The organism is Mycobacterium innocens (assembly GCF_900566055.1).
GTDB lineage: Bacteria > Actinomycetota > Actinomycetes > Mycobacteriales > Mycobacteriaceae > Mycobacterium > Mycobacterium innocens.
The window spans coordinates 1-19,180 of record NZ_UPHQ01000060.1 but is presented as its reverse complement, the minus strand read 5'-3'; the positions used below and the strand labels follow the sequence as shown (position 1 = coordinate 19,180).

The following is a 19,180-nucleotide window of genomic DNA, read 5'->3' as shown; positions in this document are numbered from 1 at the left end:
CGCTACCACCACACCGACATCGAGATCGACAAACTCGCCGAGGCCACCCCCACTCAACGCCGTGCTTTCGACCTCATTGAGGCCACCATCCCCCTGACCATCGCCGCGTAGCCACAAACACAAACCAGCAAACCAGCAAACCCCCAGTTCAGGGCGGAAAACCCTTACCCAGGCAGCCGTAACTTCCGCTTAGTGAGCGTCACGCAACTGCTGGGCGCGCTTGGCCGCGTCGCCGCCGGGCGGTGGTCGGACCACGTCGGGTCCCGAATGCGGTCCATCCGGATGATTGCCGTCGCCGCTGCCCTGGTGATGATGTTGCTGGCGGTGGCCGATCACCTGCACTCGACTGTCGCGGTGGCGCTGATGGTCGCCGCGTCGGTGATCACGATGCTCGACAACGGCTTGGCGTTCACCGCGATCCCCGAAGTGGCCGGGCGTTTCTGGAGCGGACGCGCGATGGGCGCCCAGAACACCACCCAGCGACTCACCGCGGCAATCGGGCCAACCGGTATTCGGCGAGGTGATCGAAGTGTCCAGCTATCCGCTGGCCTTCGCGGTGTGCGGACTGTTTCCGCCGCTGGCTTGGCCGATTGTGGCGCAGCAGCACGCGCGCACACGCGCGGGCGGCCGGCTAAAGCTGCTATGTACGCAGATTTGTCAAGGGGGGCAGGGGGAAGCGGCGCCCAGGACCGTCGTCGTGGACGCCGCTTCGGTTGCCGTTCGATCTTCACGTAGGTGACGAGCGTGTCGGTGTCGACGCGTTGTCAGTCTGATATTCGCGGGTTGGTTACCAGCAGGGCGGACTGTTTCGGCTGGAGCGGTTCGCAAGTCTAAAGGTCGAGCGTGTTCTCAACGGTGCGTTGGGATTACTCATAGCTTAGGCGCGGGTCGCTCCTCAGGCGCTGCCGTCACGTAGGTCGGATCGATCGGACGTGTTGGCCGCTGTTGGCCCATTCTCGGGGTCCTTGCCGGGGCCGGTCGCCGTGCAGCGCCGGGGTCAAGACGGAGCGCCCGCAGCGCAGCGAGGACGAACGGTCTTGACGCCCGGTCCAGCGGCGGCCGAGGATCGTAGGACTCCTGGATGGGCATGAGCGACATGGGCTCAGTTGTCGAGCACGGCCAGTGACCAGCACCAGCCGGCGAGTTCGCGGGCGATCGCGGCGTTGGCGACGGTGACGCGTTTGCCGCGTTCGTCGAAGGCTTGCCAGCGGGCGTGCAGGCGTCGGTTGCCCGCGTGGCCCCGGGCCCGCGCCGCCGTGCTGGCCTGATCCCAGCGGCGCCGCAGCGCCACACTGGGCCGATACGTGCTGCGGTGGTGCCAGGCCGCTTCCACGAGCAGCCGGCGGACGTGTCCGTTGCCGGTCTTGGTGATCGGCCCCTGCGCGCGTGATCCGCCCGAGGACGACTCGCTGGGCACCAACCCGAGATAGGCGCCGACCGAGCGTCCGGTCAACCGGTGCCAGTCACCGATCTCCACCGCCAACGCGAACCCGGTCAGCGTGGACACACCGCGCAGGCAACCCAGCCGGGTTACCACCGGCGTGTACTCGCTGTCGGCGGCCAGCGCCGCGATCGCCGTGTCGAGCCGATCCCGGCGGTCGAGAGTGGCCAGCATGGTGTCCAACAGCGTGTCGTAGGCCAGCTGGCGCGCCGGCACATCGAAGCGCTGGCGCGTAGCCACAACTCGTGCTTGCCGGTCCAGGCGCGACCGCCATAGTAGACGATCCCTTGGCGCAGGAGCAGTTTGGACACCCGATGGCGCGCCGACATCAGATCCTTGCGGGTGGCCTCCCGCGCGCGCACCAGATCTCGTGCTGCCTCCTGGGTAATCGACGGAATGCTCACCGCCACAATTTCGTTCAAATGCAGCAACCGGGCCAAGTGTCGCGCGTCGCGCCGGTCGGTCTTCACCCGATCCCCGGCCGGGCGCTGCAGCTTCGACGGCGCCGCCACCACGCACTCGATCCCGTTCGCCGGCAAAAAACGCGCCAGCCCGTACCCGGTCGGACCCGCCTCATAGGTCACCGCCACCGGACCCGGCAACTCCCGGATCCAGGCCAGGATCTCGCCGTGCTGCGGCGTCAACCGCCGCTCGAAGACCTCCCCCGTTTCGCCGTCGAATCCGCACGCCACCACCGAGCGTGCGTGCACATCCAACCCGACACTGATCCGAAAATTATGGTGAGTTGACTGCGGTGCGGACCACGGCGCGTTAGGCCGCGGGCGTGAGTGTGACGGTGTAGCCGAGAGCTTCGAGTTGGCGGATGTGGCTGCGCTTTTTGGTGTTGGGATCGACGTGACGGGTGTAGTGATCGGCACCCAGATCCTGGTAGTGGGCCTCTGGATCCTGCAGCAGGTGCCAGATGATCACCAGGATAGAACGGCCGACGGCGACCACAGCCCGGGATGGGCCGCGGCGTCTGGCGAGGCGCCGGTAACGAGCCGCCAGGAACGTGTTCGTCTTGCTGGTGCTGACCGCGGCCTCGCCCAAGACACGCGCCAAGTACGGACTGCCATGTCCCGGCGAAGCGCTGCGTTTAGTTTTGCCCGCCGAGGAGTTGATGCCCGGGGCGAACTTCGCCCACGAACACAAGTGCCCGGCGGTCGCGAACCGCGACATATCGACCCCGATCTCGGCGATGATGACGGCCGCAGCGACTGGGCCGATACCCGGGGATCTCGTCGAGACGGGCCGCGGCCTCGGCGAAAGGAGCCAGCTGCGTCTCGATCTGGGCATCAACAGCGGCGATGTCGGCGTCGAGGGACTCGATCCGCGACAACATGCGCGCCAGCAGGAATCGGTGATGATCGGCGAAATGCCCATCGAAGGCCTGCTCGAGCCGATCGATCTTGCCGCGCATCCGTGACCGTGCCAGCTGAGCAAGCACCTTCGGGTCGCTTTCACCGGCCACCAGCGCGGCCAGCATCGCCCGCCCGGACATCCCGAAGATGTCTGAGGCCACCACCGACAGCTTGATGCAGGCATCTTCCAACAGCTTTTCGACGCGGTTCTTTTCGGCCGTGCGCGCCGATACCAGATCGGTGCGGTAGCGGGTCAGATCCCGCAGTCGACGAATCGGCCATGGCGGTACGAAACTGGGCCGCAGCATCTGCCGCTCAGCAACTTTGCACAACCACACCGCGTCGAGCACATCGGTTTTCGGGCGACCGGGCAGATGCTTGACATCGCGGGCGTTGACCAGCCACGGGTCAAGCCCGTGTGCCTCCAACAGGTAGAACACCGGCTTCCAATACGACGAGGTGGCTTCCATCACCACCCGTTGGATGCGCATCTCGACAAGCTGATTGGCCAACTCAGTCAGCGACGCCGTCATCGTCGAGTGCGTCGACACCTCCTGCAACCGCCGCTTGCCGCCGGCCGGCGCCGGCACTCGCATACAGCACACCAACTCCGCCTTACCGATATCCAGGGCCGCCACCCTGGCAATGATCTGCTCCTCATCATGGGATTCGGCCAACATCGCCGTCGCCTCCTCACTGCCACTCACACCGGTTCATCTCAAGGGTGTGGTCGCCCGCGGATATCGCATGGGACAACGAGTCTGATCCTCGTGCTCGAACTAGCGGCAACAGTGAAGGGCCCAAATGCGGCATCCGACGCCCGGCTCGATACACGGCCTCGCAGGACCACAGTGTTAGACGGCGTCGACAGGCGACCACCACACAATTTTCATCCCCACAGGGCGACCGCCAGGTCACAATGGCTCGTACGCTGATACATCACTGGGGCCTCCCACATCTTGTGTGCTACCGGCCAGGACCACCCTCACCGGTAAACCCACGGTCACATGTGAGCGAGGCCTCAGCCCAGACCCTCATACCGTCTAAAGCGCCGCGGCAATCCGGTCGCCGACCGCGGTGGTCGGCAGCCGTTCGTCGCCCCGAGTCGCCAGGTACTTCTCGACCGCCCGGTCCACCCGGTCGGCGGCGTTGTCCTCGCCGACGTGGGCAAGCAGCAGCGCCACCGACATGATCGCCGCGGTCGGATCGGCGATGCCCTGACCGGCAATGTCGGGCGCGCTGCCATGCACCGGCTCGAACATCGACGGGTTGGTCCGGGTCGCGTCGATATTTCCACTGGCCGCCAAGCCGATTCCGCCGCACACCGCCGCCGCCAGGTCGGTGATGATGTCGCCGAACAAGTTGTCGGTGACGATGACGTCGAAGCGGCCGGGGTCGGTGATCATGTGGATGGTGGCGGCGTCGACGTGCTGATACGCCACCTCGACGTCGGGATACTTCTCGCCGGTCTCCTGCACGGTCCGCCACCACAGGCTTCCGGCGAATGTCAGGACGTTGGTCTTGTGCACCAACGTCAGGTGTTTGCGGCGACGGCGGGCCCGCTCGAACGCGTCGGCGACCACCCTGCGCGCACCGAACGCGGTGTTCACGCTGACCTCGGTGGCCACCTCGTTGGGCGTGCCGACCCGAATCGCACCGCCGTTACCGGTGTAGGGGCCCTCGGTTCCCTCGCGCACCACCAGGAAGTCGATGTCGGGGTTACCCGCCAGGGGGCTGTTCACTCCCGGGTAGAGCCGGGCCGGCCGCAGGTTGATGTGGTGGTCCAGCTCGAAACGCAGTCGCAGCAACAAGCCGCGCTCCAGGACACCGCTGGGCACCGACGGATCGCCGATCGCCCCGAGCAGGATGGCATCGTGCTCGCGCAGTTCGGCGAGCACCGTGTCCGGTAGTAGCTCGCCGGTGGCGTGGAACCGCCTGGCGCCGAGGTCGTAGCCGGTCTTCTGCACGCCCGGCAGTACCGCGTCGAGGACTTTTACGGCTTCGGCCACCACCTCGGGACCGATGCCGTCGCCTGCGATGATCGCCAGCTTCATTGGCGCCGCTCTCCCCCGCAAGCGGGTGGGGGTACCTCCCACTTGTGGGGGCGTGCCCCCACCTCATCGCTTCGTCCCCCGCAAGCGGGCGGTGCCCCCACTGCATCGTCGCCGGCGCGCTTCACGACAGGTCGACCACTTCGAGTTCGTCGGCGCCGACCGCCGCGACGATCGCCGACCGGACATCGTCGGGCACAGCCTGATCCAGCCGCAGCAGGATAGTCGCGCGCGGACCCTCGACGTCCTCGGACAGTTGAGCGGCGTGGATGTTCACCCCCGCCGCGCCGAGCATGCTGCCGATTTTGCCCAGGGCCCCCGGCTGGTCGACGTAGTGGATGATGAGGTTGATCCCCTCGGCACGCATGTCGAAGTGGCGGCCGTTGATCTGCACAATCTTCTGGGTCAGTTGCGGGCCGTACAGCGTGCCCGAGACGTTCACGACGGAGCCGTCCGCGCCGACCGCACGAACGTCGACGACACTGCGGTGGTTCGGGCTTTCCGAGGCCTTGGTGATCTCCGCGGAGACCCCGCGCTCGGCGGCCAGCGCCGGGACGTTGACGAAGGTCACCGGATCCTCGATGACCGCCGAGAACAGCCCGCGCAGGGCCGAAAGTTTCAGCACCTCAACGTCTTCGGAGGACAGCTCGCCGCGGACCTGTACCGACAACGACACCGGCAGGCCGTGGGAGAGGGCGGCCGCCAGCACACCGAGCTTACGCACCAGGTCCAGCCAGGGGCCCACCTCTTCGTTGACCACTCCCCCGCCGATGTTGACCGCGTCAGGAACGAATTCTCCCGCCAGCGCCAGCCGGACGCTTTCGGCAACGTCGGTTCCGGCGCGGTCCTGGGCTTCCACGGTGGATGCCCCCAAATGCGGTGTGACGACCACCTGCGGCAGCTCGAACAGCGGGCTGTCGGTGCATGGTTCGCTGGCGAACACGTCGAGACCGGCCGCCCGCACGTGGCCACTGGTGACGGCGTCGGCCAGCGCCGCCTCGTCCACCAGGCCGCCGCGGGCGGCGTTGACGATGATGACGCCGGGTTTGGTCTTGGCCAAAGCTTCTTTGTCGATCAGACCTGCGGTCTCGGGCGTCTTGGGCAGGTGCACCGAGATGAAGTCGGCGCGGGCCAGCAGGTCGTCCAGGGACAGCAATTCGATGCCGAGCTGCGCAGCGCGGGCGGGCGAGACGTACGGGTCGTAGGCGACGACGTGGGCGTCGAACGCGGCGACCCGCTGCGCGACCAGCTGTCCGATGCGGCCCAATCCGACGACGCCGACGGTCTTTCCGAAGATCTCGGTGCCGGAGAACGAGGACCGCTTCCAGGTGCGCTCGCGCAGCGTGGCATCGGCGGCCGGGATCTGCCGGGCCGCGGCCAGCAGCAACGCCAACGCGTGCTCGGCCGCGCTGTGGATGTTCGACGTCGGGGCGTTGACCACCAGCACGCCGCGCGCGGTGGCGGCGTCTACGTCGACGTTGTCCAGTCCGACGCCGGCGCGTGCCACGATCTTCAGCTTGGGAGCCGCGGTCAGCACTTCGGCGTCCACGGTGGTGGCCGACCGCACCAGCAGCGCGTCGGCCTCGGGCACGGCGGCCAGCAGCTTTTCGCGATCCGGACCGTCTACCCAGCGCACCTCGACCTGGTCTCCAAGGGCAGCGACCGTCGATTGGGCAAGTTTGTCGGCGATTAATACAACAGGCAGGTTCACCCGGACAGCGTAGCGGCGACCGCGAGCGCGGCGGAGCCGGGCGCTGCGGGTCGGCGCCATCGGCCCAGCGGCGACCGCGAGCGCGGCGGAGCCGGGCGCTGCGGGTCGGCGCCATCGGCCCAGCGGCGACCGCGAGCGCGGCGGAGCCGGGCGCTGCGGGTCGGCGCCGGCTGGCGGGACGGGGTCGCCGCCGGCGGCTCGGTCGGTTGTAATCGACGGGTGGACGTCACCGTCGTCGGCAGCGGGCCCAACGGGCTGGCTGCCGCCGTCATCTGCGCCCGAGCCGGCCTGAAAGTACAGGTACTCGAGGCCCAGCCGACCTTTGGGGGCGGCGCGCGCAGCGCGGCCGACGTCGAATATCCCGGGGTCGTGCACGACGTGTGTTCAGCGGTGCATCCGCTGGCGCTGGCGTCGCCGTTTTTCGCCGAGTTCGACCTGCCCGCACGCGGTGTGACACTGGCCGTACCGGAGATCGCGTATGCCAACCCGCTGCCGGATCGGCCGGCGGCGATCGCCTACCGCGACCTGACCCGCACCTGTGCCGAGTTGGACGACGGTGCGTCCTGGCGGCGCCTGCTCGGCCCGCTGGTGACGAATTCCGGTGCCGTCGTGGACCTTATGCTTGGCGACAAACGTTCGGCGCCCGCTTCGCTGGTGCCGACCGTGCATCTCGGATTGCGAATGCTGACCCAGGGCACGACCGCCTGGCGCTCCCTGGTGGGCGAAGACGCCCGGGCGCTGTTCACTGGCGTTGCGGCCCATGCCATTTCACGGTTGCCATCGCTGGTGTCGGCGGGCGCGGGTCTCATGCTGGCCACCCTCGCCCATTCGGTCGGCTGGCCGATCCCGGTGGGCGGCAGCCAGGTGATCGCCGACGCGCTGATCGCCGATCTGCGGGCACACGGTGCTGTGCTGACCGCGGGCGTCGAGATCACTTCTCCGCCTTGCCCTCCGGGCGAAGTCGCCGTCTTCGATACGGCACCGACCACTCTGTTACGCGTTTACCGTGACGCAATGCCGGTTGGATACGCTAAAGCGTTGCACCGGTATCGGTTTGGCTCGGGTGTGGCGAAAGTCGACTTCGTGCTCGGCGACGAGATTCCGTGGTCGGATACCCGGCTCAAACGGGCACCGACACTTCACCTCGGCGGCACCCGCGAGGAGATGGCGCGAGCCGAGGCAGACGTCGCGGCAGGGCGCCACGCCGACTGGCCGATGGTGCTGGCCGCAAGTCCGCACCTCGCCGACCCCGGCCGCGTCGATTCCGCCGGTTGCCGGCCCTTCTGGACTTACGCCCACGTGCCTTCCGGCTCGCGGGTCGACGCGACCGAGGCAGTCACGCGAATCGTCGAGCGGTTTGCACCCGGATTCCGCGACGTCGTCGTCGTAGCTCGTTCCGTGTCTGCCGCACAGCTGGCCGACCACAACGCCAACTATGTCGGCGGCGATATTGCGGTGGGCGCTACTTCTGTCTGGCGTGCGATCACCGGGCCTACGCCACGCGTTAACCCCTGGCGCACACCGATTCCCAAGGTGTACCTGTGTTCGGCGGCCACTCCGCCCGGCGCGGGCGTGCATGGCATGTCCGGTTATTACGCCGCGCGCTCAGTCTTGCGGCATGAGTTCGGTATTCGAGACGTCCCTGGACTGGCTCCGTGATCGCATCTGACTACTGCTCCGAGGTGAGGGGCACCGGTGCGGCAATCGCGAGGAACGCGGTGACTATTGCCGTAGCACTTGGCGCTCGTCGGCCGCCGGGTCAGATGTCACCGCAAATCGGCGATAACAGTTCATAGTTGACGCCCAGCACGCGATATGTCGGTTCGGCCCGGCGGTCGCAGGTAATGAGTGGCAGCTTGTGCTTGCGGGCGGCAGCACCGACCAGACCGTTGTAAACCGCGCCGCCGGCCAAGCCCAGTTCGGCAAACTCCCGCAACAGGTCTTTTGTATCCGGCGCGGACAGGAAGCGAGAGTCCGGAAAATTCGTCTCCGCTAAGCGAAGTGCCGCAGCAGGATTAAGGCGGTGTGGCGGGGGCAGTCGGGTGAGGACCGATAGCAGCTCCGCCGCGGCATGCCCCGACATTCCACGCCGACATGCGAGGAGCCGCGCTCGGGCGGCGAGATGAAACGGATTCTCACGCTGCGCCAGCGCAAGTGCAGCGCTGCTGTCGACCAGGACGTGTTCAGCGCTGGTCGGCAAGGCGCAACTCCCTGACTGCGTCGGCGTCAATCTCTGGCCCACCACTGGGCAGCAGCAGAAGCCCGTCCTCTTCGACGAGGTCGTCGGCTGCCACGCTTTCGATCCGGATCGCCGCACCGTCGAGGGAAATTTCCACCTCACCAGAGGTAATGCCCGCCTGTTCACGAAGCGACTTCGGGATTACCAAGCGTCCGGCCTTATCGATGGTAGTGCGCATACCATCAGGCGACCATTACTTTGGTACTGAAACGGTTCGACACGGGCCTCGATCGCCAAGTCGTCGCGGCCGGCGGGGGTACCCGAGCGGGGACATACGCTGACCCCATGACGAAACTCGCAGTCATCTACTACTCAGCTACCGGCCATGGAACGACGATGGCCAAACGGGTCGCCGCGGCGGCCGAGGCAGCCGGTGCCGAAGTCCGCATTCGCCACGTGACCGAGACCCGCGACCCGGCCGCGTTTGCGCACAATCCGGCCTGGACGGCGAATTACGAAGCAACGAAAGGTCTTCCGGCCGCCACCGGTGACGACATCGTGTGGGCCGACGCGGTGATCTTCGGCTCCCCCACCCGCTTCGGTTCAGTCGCCGCGCAGTTGCGTGATTTCTTGGACGGACTCGGCGGTCTGTGGGCTGAGGGCAAGCTCGCCGACAAGGTGTATGCGGGCTTCACCTCGTCTAACACCCTGCACGGCGGTCAGGAGACCACGCTGCTGACCCTGTATGTGACGCTGATGCATTTCGGCGGCATCATCGTGCCACCCGGATACACCGACCCGCTGAAGTTCGTCGACGGCAATCCCTATGGGGCAAGCCTGGTCTCGACTCACGACAATATCAACGAGTTCGACGGGGCGACCGGTGACGCGTTGGAGCACCTGGCGCGCCGGGTAGTCCAGGTCGCGGACCGGCTCAGGTCGTCGGGCTCCTCATCATCGCCCCTCAGGAGGTAGTCATGCGCGAAAGCGAATTGATCGGCACAGCACGGTTAATCGGATCCGTGCCGAACACCGTGGCACCGGTGTTCGCCAAGGGCGACATTGAGCTGTACGAAGTAGACCCGCCGCTGTGTGGTTTCCGAGTAATCGCGGCCTCACAAACGCTTTGGGCGATCCGTGTCCATACGCCACCGACTCCACCCGAGGATCCGGTCTCGACGGCGCTGTACGGGGTGACCGGTGGCGAAGCCCTGAACATCTCGGCGGAGCAAAAGCTACCGGGAAGTGCCGATGGCAGATCCCCAGCCCGGGCTCTCGCCGGGATCGGATACCGGGTGTTGTGATCGTCGACTCGCCGGACGTGGACTCAGGACGAAAGATGGCCGCGCGAGCTTGGTCTCGACCCACGACACAGCAACGAGTTCGACGACGCGACCAGCGACCCACCGGACCACGTCGGGCGTCGGGTGGTCCAGACTGCCGACCGCCTGCGCCGACACTGAACCTACGCACGCGACACGCCGACGCGGGTGTGCGCAGATTCAGTCTCGACGCGTCGAAAGCTACGCCGTCTCGGTGATCGGCCGGTCCACCCAGCTCATCAGGTCGCGCAGCTTTTTGCCGGTGACTTCGATGGGATGCTCAGCATTCTCCTTGCGCAGCTGCTCGAGTTCCTTGTTGCCGCCCTCGACGTTGGCCACCAGCTTCTTGACGAAGGTGCCGTCCTGGATCTCGCGCAGGATCTCGCGCATCCGCTCCTTGGTGCTGGCGTCGATGATGCGCGGACCCGACAGATAGCCGCCGAATTCGGCGGTATCGGACACCGAGTAGTTCATCCGCGCGATCCCGCCTTCATACATCAGGTCGACGATCAGCTTGAGCTCGTGCAGCACCTCGAAGTAGGCCATCTCGGGCGGGTAGCCCGCCTCGACCATCACGTCGAAACCGGCTTTGACCAATTCCTCTGTGCCGCCACACAAAACGGCCTGCTCACCGAAAAGGTCGGTTTCGGTCTCGTCTTTGAACGTGGTCTTGATGACGCCGGCGCGGGTGCCGCCGATGGCCTTGGCGTAGGACAGCGCCAGCGCCTCGCCCTGACCGGTCGGGTCCTGGTCGACGGCGATCAGGCAAGGCACGCCCTTGCCGTCGACGAATTGGCGCCGCACCAGGTGGCCGGGTCCCTTCGGTGCGACCATCGCGACGGTAACGTCGGCGGGCGGCTTGATCAGGTTGAAGTGGATGTTGAGTCCGTGACCGAAGAACAGCGCGTCACCGGGCTTCAAGTTGGGCTCGATGTCGCCTGCGAAGATCTCCGCCTGGGCGGTGTCGGGGGCCAACAGCATGATCACATCGGCCCACTTGGCAACCTCGGCCGGCGTGTCGACCTCCAGACCCTGCTCTTCGACCTTGGCCCGCGACTTGGAGCCCTCCTTCAGCCCGACGCGCACTTGCACGCCAGAGTCGCGCAGGCTCAAAGAGTGCGCATGGCCTTGGCTGCCGTAGCCAATGACGCCGACCTTGCGGCCCTGGATGATCGACAGGTCTGCGTCGTCGTCGTAGAACATCTCTAATGCCACTGTTGCGTTTCTCCTCGTTGGTTATTTGACAGTGCCGATACACCGCGGGCCGCGGGACAACGACACCATTCCGGATTGGGCGATTTCGCGGATACCGAAGGGCTCCAATACTCGCAGCAGCGCCTCGAGCTTGCCGCGGTTACCGGTGGCCTCCACGGTCAACGATTCCGGAGATACGTCAATCACGTTGGCGCGGAAGAGGTTTACCGCTTCGATCACTTGGCTACGGGTACCGGCGTCGGCGCGGACCTTGATCAGCGCCAATTCCCGGGACACCGAATGATCCTCGTCCTGCTCGATGATCTTGATGACGTTGATCAGCTTGTTCAGCTGCTTGGTGACCTGTTCGAGTGGGGTCTCCTCGCAGGCGACCACGATGGTCATCCGCGACATGTCCTTCTGCTCGGTCGCGCCCACCGCCAACGATTCGATGTTGAAACCGCGCCGGGAGAACAGCGCCGCGACGCGCGCCAGCACGCCGGGTTTGTCTTCGACCAGGACCGACAGCGTGTGCGTCTTAGGCAACGAACCGGTGCCCATCAGGCGTGCCCTTCACTTTCGTCGTCGAACAGGGGACGGATGCCGCGGGCGGCCTGGATCTCGTCGTTGCTGGTGCCGGCGGCCACCATCGGCCACACCTGTGCGTCGGCGCCGACGATGAAGTCGATCACCACCGGGCAGTCGTTGATCGCCCGAGCCTGGTTGATCACGTCGACAACGTCTTCCGCACGCTCGCAACGCAATCCGACGCAACCCAACGCCTCGGCCAGCTTGACGAAGTCGGGGATTCGGTGCGAGTGGGTGGCCAGGTCGGTCTGGGAGTAGCGCTCCTCGTAGAACAGGCTCTGCCACTGCCGCACCATGCCCAGGTTGCCGTTGTTGATCAACGCCACCTTGATCGGTATGCCCTCGATCGCGCAGGTGGCCAGTTCCTGGTTGGTCATCTGGAAGCAGCCGTCGCCGTCGATCGCCCACACCTCGGTGTCGGGCAACGCGATCTTGGCTCCCATGGCCGCCGGGATGGCGAACCCCATGGTGCCTAACCCGCCGGAGTTCAGCCAGGTCCGCGGCTTTTCGTAGTTGATGAACTGCGCCGCCCACATCTGATGCTGGCCGACGCCGGCGACATAGACGGCGTCCGGGCCGGCGATCTCGCCCAGCTTCTCGATCACGTACTCCGGACTGAGGCTGCCATCGCTTTGCGGTCCGTAGCTCAGCGGATAGGTCTTTCGAACGCCTTCGAGATACGCCCACCAATCGCTCAGATCGAGGGTCCCGGGAATGTCGTAGTGGCGCAGCATCGCGATGAGCTCGGCGATGACGGCCTTGACGCAGGCCACGATGGGGACATCGGCGTGCCGGTTCTTGCCGATCTCGGCCGGGTCGATGTCGGCGTGGATGACCTTGGCCTCCGGGGCGAAGGAGTCGAGCTTTCCGGTAACCCGGTCGTCGAAACGGGTGCCCAGCGCGATCAGCAGGTCACTACGCTGCAGCGCTGCCACGGCGGCCACCGTGCCGTGCATGCCCGGCATGCCCAGGTTCTGCCGATGGCTATCGGGAAATGCTCCGCGGGCCATCAGTGTGGTGACCACCGGGATGCCGGTCAGCTCGGCCAGTTCGCGGAGCTGCTCGGTCGCCTCGCCGCGGATGACTCCGCCGCCGACGTACAGCACCGGCTTGCGCGCGGCGGCGATCAGCTTGGCGGCAGCGCGGATCTGGCGGTTGTGCGGTTTGGTGTTGGGCTTGTAGCCGGGCAGATCCATTCGCGGCGGCCAGCTGAACGTGCACTGGCCCTGCAGCACGTCCTTGGGGATATCAACGAGCACGGCTCCGGGACGACCAGATGCCGCGATGTGGAACGCCTCGGCGATCACCCGGGGAATCTCGTCGCCGGTGCGGACCAGGAAATTGTGCTTGGTGATCGGCATCGTGATACCGGAGATGTCGGCCTCCTGGAAGGCGTCGGTGCCGATCAGCCCGCGGCCGACCTGACCGGTGATGGCGACCACCGGTATCGAGTCCATCTGCGCGTCGGCCAGCGGCGTCACCAGGTTGGTCGCACCCGGGCCCGACGTCGCCATGCACACCCCCACCCGGCCGGTGGCGTGCGCGTAGCCGCTGGCGGCGTGGCCGGCGCCCTGCTCGTGGCGGACCAGCACATGGCGCAGCTTCTGGGAGTCGAACAGCGGGTCATACACCGGCAAGACAGCGCCGCCCGGAATCCCGAAGATGACGTCGACGTCGAGCTCTTCCAGGGACCGGATGACCGCCTGCGCCCCGGTAAGTTGCTGCGGCGCAACATGTCCGGGTTGGGGCACCGACGGTTTGGCGCCGTTTTTCCCGCCTTGCGATGTCGGTGGGTGTGGCATCGTTGGTGCGCTCACTGTCCTGTTAATCCTTTATTGCGGTGGCGGTCTCGTTGGTGGGCAAGAAAAAACCCCCGCCAGCTCAGCTGCTGCACGAGGGTTGCGCGTTGGTGCTCGATCGACCTAGTCAGGCACCAACGCGCCGACCAAGTACTACAAGCAGTGTGGGGAGCATTCCGGGCTCTCCGGCGGTATCCATAGCGTCTGACGGTAGCCTTCGTACAGCTCAACCGTCAAATCCGGTGCCGTCACACGGCCGCGCGTGTGGGTGGGACCGCGCGGCCGCGGCATGGCGCGCGAACGGTGGAATGATACGAGGGTGGTTACTGGCTCACCGGTGGTGATCAGGGTGTCACCGATCGCGCACCTGGCCGTGGGATTTGCGACCCTGGGACTGCTCATACCCGTGCTGGCGTGGCCGCCGAGTGCGCTGCTGCTGCTCATCCCGGTGCTGTTATCGGCATTGATCGTCAGGCTGCGCACCGTCGCCGACGACGACGGGGTGACGGTGCGGACGCTGCTGGGTAGTAGGACGGTGCGCTGGGACGACATCGACGGCCTGCGGTTCCACCGGGGTTCGTGGGCGCGGGCCCGACTCAAGGACGGTACCGAGCTGCGATTGCCCGCGGTCACGTTCTCGACCCTGCCGCAATTGACCGAGGCCAGCTCGGGGCGGGTTCCCAACCCCTACCGGTAAGGGCGTTCAAGCCAGCGGGTTCACCCCGTTGAGGAACACCCACACGACGATCCCGGCGGCAATGCCGGCCAGTAACGCCACAAATGACCCGATGAAGGGGCGTTGTGCCCAGCCGCGGCCCGCGTCGAGGCCGTAGCGGCCGGGGCCGCTCAAGATGACGGCAACAGCCATCACCACCAGCGAGATCTGGTATTCGTTCCCGTCGGGCAGGAAGTAGGTGAAGTGCGAATGCGGCCGGGCCGAGACCATCGCGAGCAAACCATTGATCAGGAAGGCCAGTGCTCCCGCCGCCGCCAGCGGGGTGAACAGGCCCAGTACCAACAGCACTCCGGCGACGATCTCGCCGCCGGCACCCACATAGGCGAGGATGTCGGCGTGCTGATAGCCGACGTCGGACAGTGAGTTCTTGAATCCGGTGACCCCGGAGCCACCCCACCAGCCGAACAGCTTCTGCAATCCGTGGGCTATCAGGACCGCGCCCAGCCCGACGCGCAACACCAGCAGACCCAGATGCTGCGTGCCGCGCCGGCCAGCGGCGCGTACTCGCTCGTCGTCCTCGTCGATGTCGATCGCGGGTGCTGACGGCATCGCCCGCACGGACGGCTGCGGCTGGGCGTATGGAAGTGGCTCCTGTGCCTCGATCAGGTGGTATCCCGAGTTGACGACACCGGAATTGACGGGGTCATAGGGCGGGATGACGGTGGTGGTACCGGTATTTCCAAAGTCGCCCGAGTAGCTGCCGGGGCTCAAATCGTCTTCGGGGTCGACCAGGCTTGCCGAAACGGGGCGTCCCGCGGTTGGCCCGGGAGAACCGTCCGGCCGCTGCCAATGTGAATCATTCGAACTGGTCACTCGTGCCAGGGTAAGGGCATTTAGTCCTGAATTTGGGATTTGAGCGGCGCTTTCGCCTGTTGAGTCGGCAGTTCGTGCGCCGCGAGCCCCGCCGGAGGCCCCAAATCGGGCTCCGGCAGACCACCCATGGTTGATTGGGCCTGCGATGCGGCGGTGGCAGGTGGCGGTGGCAGGTGGCGGCGGCGCAGCCAAAGTCCGTAGCCTGTCGGTCATGCGGATACGGCGGTCGGTTCGGTGCGCGCTCACCGCGTTGTGTGCGGTGATGCTGGTCGCGAGCGGCTGCGCGCGGTTCGACGATGCCCAGTCGCAGCCTTTCACCACGAATCCCGAACTTCGGCCGCAGCCCAGCTCGACGCCTCCCCCGCCGCCGCCGCTGCCTCCCACGCCATTCCCGAAGGCATGTCCGGCGCCGGGCGTCATGCAGGGCTGTCTGGAGAGCACCAGCGGCCTGATCATGGGTATCGACAGCAAGACCGCCCTGGTCGCCGAGCGCATCACCGGCGCCGTCAAGGAAATCTCGATCAGCGCCGAGCCCAAGGTGAAGATGGTCATCCCGGTCGACTCGGCCGGTGACGGCGGCTTGATGGATATCGTGCTGTCGCCCACTTACTCGCAGGACCGGCTGATGTATGCCTACATCAGCACGCCTAGCGACAATCGCGTCATCCGGATAGCCGACGGCGACGTCCCGAAGGACATCCTGACCGGCATTCCCAAAGGTGCCATCGGTAACACCGGGGCGCTGATTTTCACCAGTCCCACCACGCTCGTTGTCATGACCGGCGATGCGGGCAACCCGGCGGTGGCTGCCGATCCCAATTCGTTGGCTGGCAAGGTGCTGCGCATCGAACAGCCCACGACCATCGGACAGGCGCCGCCGACGACGGCGCTGACCGGGATCGGCTCGGCCGGCGGCATGTGCATCGATCCCGTCGACGGCTCGCTCTACGTCGTCGATCGCACGCCCGGGGCAGACCGGCTACAGCGCATCACCAAGAAGTCGGAGGTCTCGACGGTGTGGACCTGGCCGGACAAGCCCGGCGTGGCCGGGTGTGCGGCCATGGACGGCACCGTGCTGGTCAACCTGATCAATACCAAGCTGACGGTCGCGGTCCGGCTCGCGCCGTCGACCGGCGCCGTGACGGGCGAACCCGACGTCGTCCGTAAGGACACGCACGCACATGCCTGGGCCCTGCGGATGTCGCCGGACGGCAACGTCTGGGGTGCGACGGTCAACAAGACCGCCGGTGATGCGGAGAAGCTCGACGATGTGGTGTTTCCGTTGTTCCCGCAGGGCGGCGGATTCCCACGCAACAACGACGACAAGACCTAGCCCCGTCGCGGGCCGGACCGCCGCAGCGCCCTCGCCGGGACGTGACCACGGCCGTCACATCAGCTACAGGAGCCACAGGAGCCTCTGGGGCTCCTGGTACTAGTCGCGGCCGGCTATCAGCGACAAATCCATACCGCCGCAACGTGTCGCTCAGCGCGCCGCCCCATCCCAGAGTGGCCAATGTGGCTGACGATGTCACTGAGGTGATGATGTGATCAGCAGGTGCTTAAGCTTAAGGCACATCGAGGGTGAACCTCACGCCGTATCGGCGCGTCACCTCAGTGGGTTCGTAGAACCGCCCCGTCGGTTCCTGGTGGCCGGGGTCGAGGTCGTCGATGTCAGAGAGGTAAAGCAGCTCGTCGGAGCACTCGGGAGCCCAGACGCTCACGGGCTCCAGCAGGTAGCACACGTGGTCGCCGACATCGCTGCGACTCACTGTCCTGCCGACGAACCACGCCACCGCGTCATCGAGAATCGGCATCCCAAACGGGCCGGCGCGCCATGGGCAGCGAGCGAATTTGTCGGTGTCGTCCGCCGTTTGGGTGGCGAACAGTTCGGCCAGGGCTCGATGGTGCTGCGCCAACAAATGCACCGCCACATGGTCAGATCGGCCGGCCACCTCGGCGGTGCGATTACTCCTGGGCATGCCGATCATGAAACTCGGGGGGTGCACGCTCGTTTGAGTGGCGAAGCCGACCAGACAACCTGAGGGGTGACCATCTGCCTGGGTTGTCACCACGAATACCGGGGAATCCAGCATCGTCATCAGGTCGTCGAACGATTCATCGATCACCTCAACATCATGAATCGCCACGACCTCTTTCGACACCTTTCGTAGCGAACTCGTAGAGACCAGTCGGCGAACCGGCAGCCGGGCTAACCCTGCCCGCAGGCCGCCAACACCAACTCGCGCACCCGGGCCGCGTCGGCCTGCCCGCGGGTGGCCTTCATCACCGCGCCGACGATCGCTCCCGCCGCAGCCACCTTGCCGCCCCGAATCTTCTCGGCCACATCGGGATTGGCGGCCAGTGCCTCGTCGACCGCGGCCTTGGTCAGCGAGTCGTCGCGGACCAGCTCCAAGCCGCGGGCGGTCATCACCTGCTCGGGTTCGCCCTCTCCGGCCAGCACACCTTCCACGACCTCGCGGGCGAGCTTGTTGGACAACTTGCCGTCCTCGACCAACCGCACGACGGCCGCGACCTGGGCAGGCGTGATGGCCAGTTCGTCCAGCCCGATACCGGCCTCGTTGGCCTTCTGCACCAGGAAGTTCCCCCACCACGAGCGCGCCTCCTTACTGGAGGCTCCGTGCTTGACGGTCTCGGCGACCAATTCAACCGCGCCGGCGTTCACCAGATCCCGCATCACCTCGTCGGAAATGCCCCATTCCTGCTGAATTCGCTTGCGGCTCAACCACGGTAACTCAGGAATGGTTTGGCGCAGTTGCTCGACCAGCTCGCGGCTGGGTGCGACGGGCTCCAGATCGGGCTCGGGAAAATACCGATAGTCTTCTGCGGTCTCCTTGGTGCGGCCGGGGCTGGTGTAGCCGGCCTCGTGGAAGTGCCTGGTCTCTTGGGTGATCTGGCCGCCGGCCACCAAGATGGCGGCCTGACGCTGCATCTCGTAGCGCACCGCGACCTCGACGCTTTTGAGCGAATTGACGTTCTTGGTTTCGGTTCGGGTACCGAATTCGGTTGTGCCCCTTGGCTTAAGAGAGACATTCGCGTCGCAGCGCATCGACCCCTGGTCCATCCGCACGTCGGATACGTCCAACGCCCGCAACAGGTCTCGCAAAGCGGTAACATAGGCGCGGGCGACCTGCGGCGCACGTTCTCCGGCTCCCTCAATGGGTTTGGTCACGATCTCGATCAGCGGCACGCCGGCACGGTTGTAGTCGATGAGCGACGTCGTCGCCCCGTGGATGCGGCCCGTCTCGCTGCCGATATGGGTCAGCTTGCCGGTGTCTTCCTCCATGTGAGCACGCTCGATCTCGACTCGCCAGGTGGTGCCGTCTTCCAGCGGCGCTTCCAGGTAACCATTGATGGCGATCGGCTCGTCATACTGCGAAATCTGGTAATTCTTCGGCATGTCCGGGTAGAAGTAGTTCTTCCGGGCAAAGCGGCACCAGGGAACGATCTCGCAGTTCAGCGCCAAGCCGATGCGGATCGCCGACTCGACCGCGGCCCGGTTGAGCACCGGCAGCGAACCGGGCAGCCCCAGGCACACCGGGCATACCTGGGTATTCGGCTCGGCGCCGAACGCCGTAGCGCAGCCGCAGAACATCTTGGTCGCGGTGGACAGCTCAACGTGAACTTCCAGTCCGAGAACCGGATCGAAGCGGGCGACGACGTCGTCGAAGTCCAGCAGGTCAGCCCCTGAAGCCCGGGCGGCAGCAGTCATGGGCTCGATCCTAGTGCCGACCGGGAGACCGTTGCGAGTGAGTGATCTTTAGTGGTCACGCGACTCGCACCCCATTTCGGGGTTGTTCGGCAGCCTTGCGGCTGCGTCCCTTCCGCGCTTCACAGCCACCGGCCGGGCCAGGCCCGGTCTTACGGTCGGCTCCACGCTTGACGGCGGCCCCAACTGGGCCGACGACGCTAATGGTGTCCTCGTAGCGTGCGAGGTTGATCGCGGCGTTGTCATCACGTTGGTGTG

Annotated in this window: 15 protein-coding genes and 4 pseudogenes; 6 read left to right on the top strand and 13 right to left on the bottom strand. The window is 66.1% G+C overall.

Annotated features, from left to right (window positions below):
- Window positions 1–189: 189 nt before the first annotated feature.
- A pseudogene (locus EET03_RS07600) lies at window positions 190–739 on the top strand (MFS transporter); the annotation flags it as partial.
- Between the two features lie 363 nt (window positions 740–1,102).
- On the opposite strand, the pseudogene EET03_RS07595 reads toward EET03_RS07600, so the two are convergent.
- The 4 genes and pseudogenes from EET03_RS07595 to serA all read right to left on the bottom strand — a co-directional run bounded on the left by EET03_RS07595 (window position 1,103) and on the right by serA (window position 6,564).
- A pseudogene (locus tag EET03_RS07595) lies at window positions 1,103–2,169 on the bottom strand (IS110 family RNA-guided transposase).
- A 43-nt stretch (window positions 2,170–2,212) separates the two neighbouring features.
- Window positions 2,213–3,482, bottom strand: a pseudogene (locus EET03_RS07590) (IS110 family RNA-guided transposase).
- Window positions 3,483–3,845: 363 nt separating this feature from the next.
- Complete coding sequence (locus EET03_RS07585; RefSeq protein WP_063469365.1) at window positions 3,846–4,856, bottom strand: 3-isopropylmalate dehydrogenase; 1,011 nt, start codon at window positions 4,854–4,856, stop codon at window positions 3,846–3,848.
- A gap of 121 nt (window positions 4,857–4,977) precedes the next feature.
- Window positions 4,978–6,564, bottom strand: coding sequence for a phosphoglycerate dehydrogenase (serA, locus tag EET03_RS07575; protein ID WP_075544982.1), 1,587 nt, complete (start codon window positions 6,562–6,564; stop codon window positions 4,978–4,980).
- A 219-nt stretch (window positions 6,565–6,783) separates the two neighbouring features.
- On the opposite strand from serA, the gene EET03_RS07565 reads away from it, so the two are divergent.
- A complete protein-coding gene (locus EET03_RS07565; protein ID WP_075544974.1) occupies window positions 6,784–8,223 on the top strand; it encodes a phytoene desaturase family protein in 1,440 nt (479 codons plus the stop codon).
- Between the two features lie 100 nt (window positions 8,224–8,323).
- On the opposite strand, the gene EET03_RS07560 is transcribed toward EET03_RS07565, so the two are convergent.
- Entirely contained in the window at window positions 8,324–8,764 is a 441-nt protein-coding gene (locus tag EET03_RS07560; protein WP_075544975.1) for a type II toxin-antitoxin system VapC family toxin, read from the bottom strand.
- Window positions 8,748–8,981, bottom strand: coding sequence for an AbrB/MazE/SpoVT family DNA-binding domain-containing protein (locus EET03_RS07555; RefSeq protein ID WP_122508744.1), 234 nt, complete (start codon window positions 8,979–8,981; stop codon window positions 8,748–8,750). The genes EET03_RS07560 and EET03_RS07555 overlap by 17 nt, the downstream gene beginning before the upstream one ends.
- A gap of 107 nt (window positions 8,982–9,088) precedes the next feature.
- Between EET03_RS07555 and wrbA the strand changes: the two genes are divergently transcribed.
- The gene (gene wrbA, locus EET03_RS07550; RefSeq protein ID WP_075544983.1) at window positions 9,089–9,718 is read left to right on the top strand and encodes an NAD(P)H:quinone oxidoreductase; all 630 of its coding nucleotides are present in this window, start codon (window positions 9,089–9,091) and stop codon (window positions 9,716–9,718) included.
- Window positions 9,719–9,720: 2 nt separating this feature from the next.
- Window positions 9,721–10,047, top strand: coding sequence for a hypothetical protein (locus tag EET03_RS07545; protein WP_063469012.1), 327 nt, complete (start codon window positions 9,721–9,723; stop codon window positions 10,045–10,047).
- A 219-nt stretch (window positions 10,048–10,266) separates the two neighbouring features.
- On the opposite strand, the gene ilvC is transcribed toward EET03_RS07545, so the two are convergent.
- The 3 genes from ilvC to EET03_RS07530 are packed head-to-tail and all read right to left on the bottom strand — an operon-like array spanning window position 10,267 to window position 13,664.
- Entirely contained in the window at window positions 10,267–11,268 is a 1,002-nt protein-coding gene (gene ilvC, locus EET03_RS07540) for a ketol-acid reductoisomerase (RefSeq protein ID WP_099194354.1), read from the bottom strand.
- 33 nt (window positions 11,269–11,301) lie between these two features.
- The gene (gene ilvN / locus EET03_RS07535) at window positions 11,302–11,820 is read right to left on the bottom strand and encodes an acetolactate synthase small subunit (RefSeq protein WP_099194048.1); all 519 of its coding nucleotides are present in this window, start codon (window positions 11,818–11,820) and stop codon (window positions 11,302–11,304) included.
- Window positions 11,820–13,664 (bottom strand): acetolactate synthase large subunit, encoded by a 1,845-nt coding sequence (locus tag EET03_RS07530; protein WP_425271505.1) that lies wholly within the window; start codon window positions 13,662–13,664, stop codon window positions 11,820–11,822. Before EET03_RS07530 ends, ilvN begins: the two co-directional genes overlap by 1 nt.
- A gap of 301 nt (window positions 13,665–13,965) precedes the next feature.
- On the opposite strand from EET03_RS07530, the gene EET03_RS07525 reads away from it, so the two are divergent.
- Window positions 13,966–14,343 (top strand): PH domain-containing protein, encoded by a 378-nt coding sequence (locus EET03_RS07525; RefSeq protein ID WP_244232274.1) that lies wholly within the window; start codon window positions 13,966–13,968, stop codon window positions 14,341–14,343.
- 6 nt (window positions 14,344–14,349) lie between these two features.
- On the opposite strand, the gene EET03_RS07520 is transcribed toward EET03_RS07525, so the two are convergent.
- The gene (locus EET03_RS07520; protein WP_075544979.1) at window positions 14,350–15,195 is read right to left on the bottom strand and encodes a DoxX family protein; all 846 of its coding nucleotides are present in this window, start codon (window positions 15,193–15,195) and stop codon (window positions 14,350–14,352) included.
- A 211-nt stretch (window positions 15,196–15,406) separates the two neighbouring features.
- Here EET03_RS07520 and EET03_RS07515 point away from each other — a divergent pair, with 211 nt between their 5' ends.
- Entirely contained in the window at window positions 15,407–16,528 is a 1,122-nt protein-coding gene (locus EET03_RS07515) for a PQQ-dependent sugar dehydrogenase (protein ID WP_075544985.1), read from the top strand.
- Between the two features lie 232 nt (window positions 16,529–16,760).
- Here EET03_RS07515 and EET03_RS07510 read toward each other — a convergent pair whose 3' ends face one another.
- The 3 genes and pseudogenes from EET03_RS07510 to EET03_RS07500 form a co-directional block, all read right to left on the bottom strand.
- Complete coding sequence (locus EET03_RS07510) at window positions 16,761–17,294, bottom strand: flavin reductase family protein (RefSeq protein ID WP_099194352.1); 534 nt, start codon at window positions 17,292–17,294, stop codon at window positions 16,761–16,763.
- 110 nt (window positions 17,295–17,404) lie between these two features.
- On the bottom strand, window positions 17,405–18,925 hold the full coding sequence (gene gatB, locus EET03_RS07505; protein ID WP_075544981.1) for an Asp-tRNA(Asn)/Glu-tRNA(Gln) amidotransferase subunit GatB: 1,521 nt from the start codon (window positions 18,923–18,925) through the stop codon (window positions 17,405–17,407).
- Between the two features lie 55 nt (window positions 18,926–18,980).
- A pseudogene (locus EET03_RS07500) lies at window positions 18,981–19,180 on the bottom strand (IS607 family element RNA-guided endonuclease TnpB); the annotation flags it as partial.

Excerpts from the sequence above, each read along its gene's own strand:
- EET03_RS07585 (WP_063469365.1), bottom strand. The coding sequence starts at position 4,856 with ATGAAGCTGGCGATCATCGCAGGCGACGGCATCGGTCCCGAGGTGGTG.
- wrbA (WP_075544983.1), top strand. The coding sequence starts at position 9,089 with ATGACGAAACTCGCAGTCATCTACTACTCAGCTACCGGCCATGGAACG.
- EET03_RS07515 (WP_075544985.1), top strand. The coding sequence starts at position 15,407 with ATGCGGATACGGCGGTCGGTTCGGTGCGCGCTCACCGCGTTGTGTGCG.
- EET03_RS07545 (WP_063469012.1), top strand. The coding sequence starts at position 9,721 with ATGCGCGAAAGCGAATTGATCGGCACAGCACGGTTAATCGGATCCGTG.
- EET03_RS07510 (WP_099194352.1), bottom strand. The coding sequence starts at position 17,294 with ATGACGATGCTGGATTCCCCGGTATTCGTGGTGACAACCCAGGCAGAT.
- ilvN (WP_099194048.1), bottom strand. The coding sequence starts at position 11,820 with ATGGGCACCGGTTCGTTGCCTAAGACGCACACGCTGTCGGTCCTGGTC.
- ilvC (WP_099194354.1), bottom strand. The coding sequence starts at position 11,268 with ATGTTCTACGACGACGACGCAGACCTGTCGATCATCCAGGGCCGCAAG.
- gatB (WP_075544981.1), bottom strand. The coding sequence starts at position 18,925 with ATGACTGCTGCCGCCCGGGCTTCAGGGGCTGACCTGCTGGACTTCGAC.
- EET03_RS07555 (WP_122508744.1), bottom strand. The coding sequence starts at position 8,981 with ATGCGCACTACCATCGATAAGGCCGGACGCTTGGTAATCCCGAAGTCG.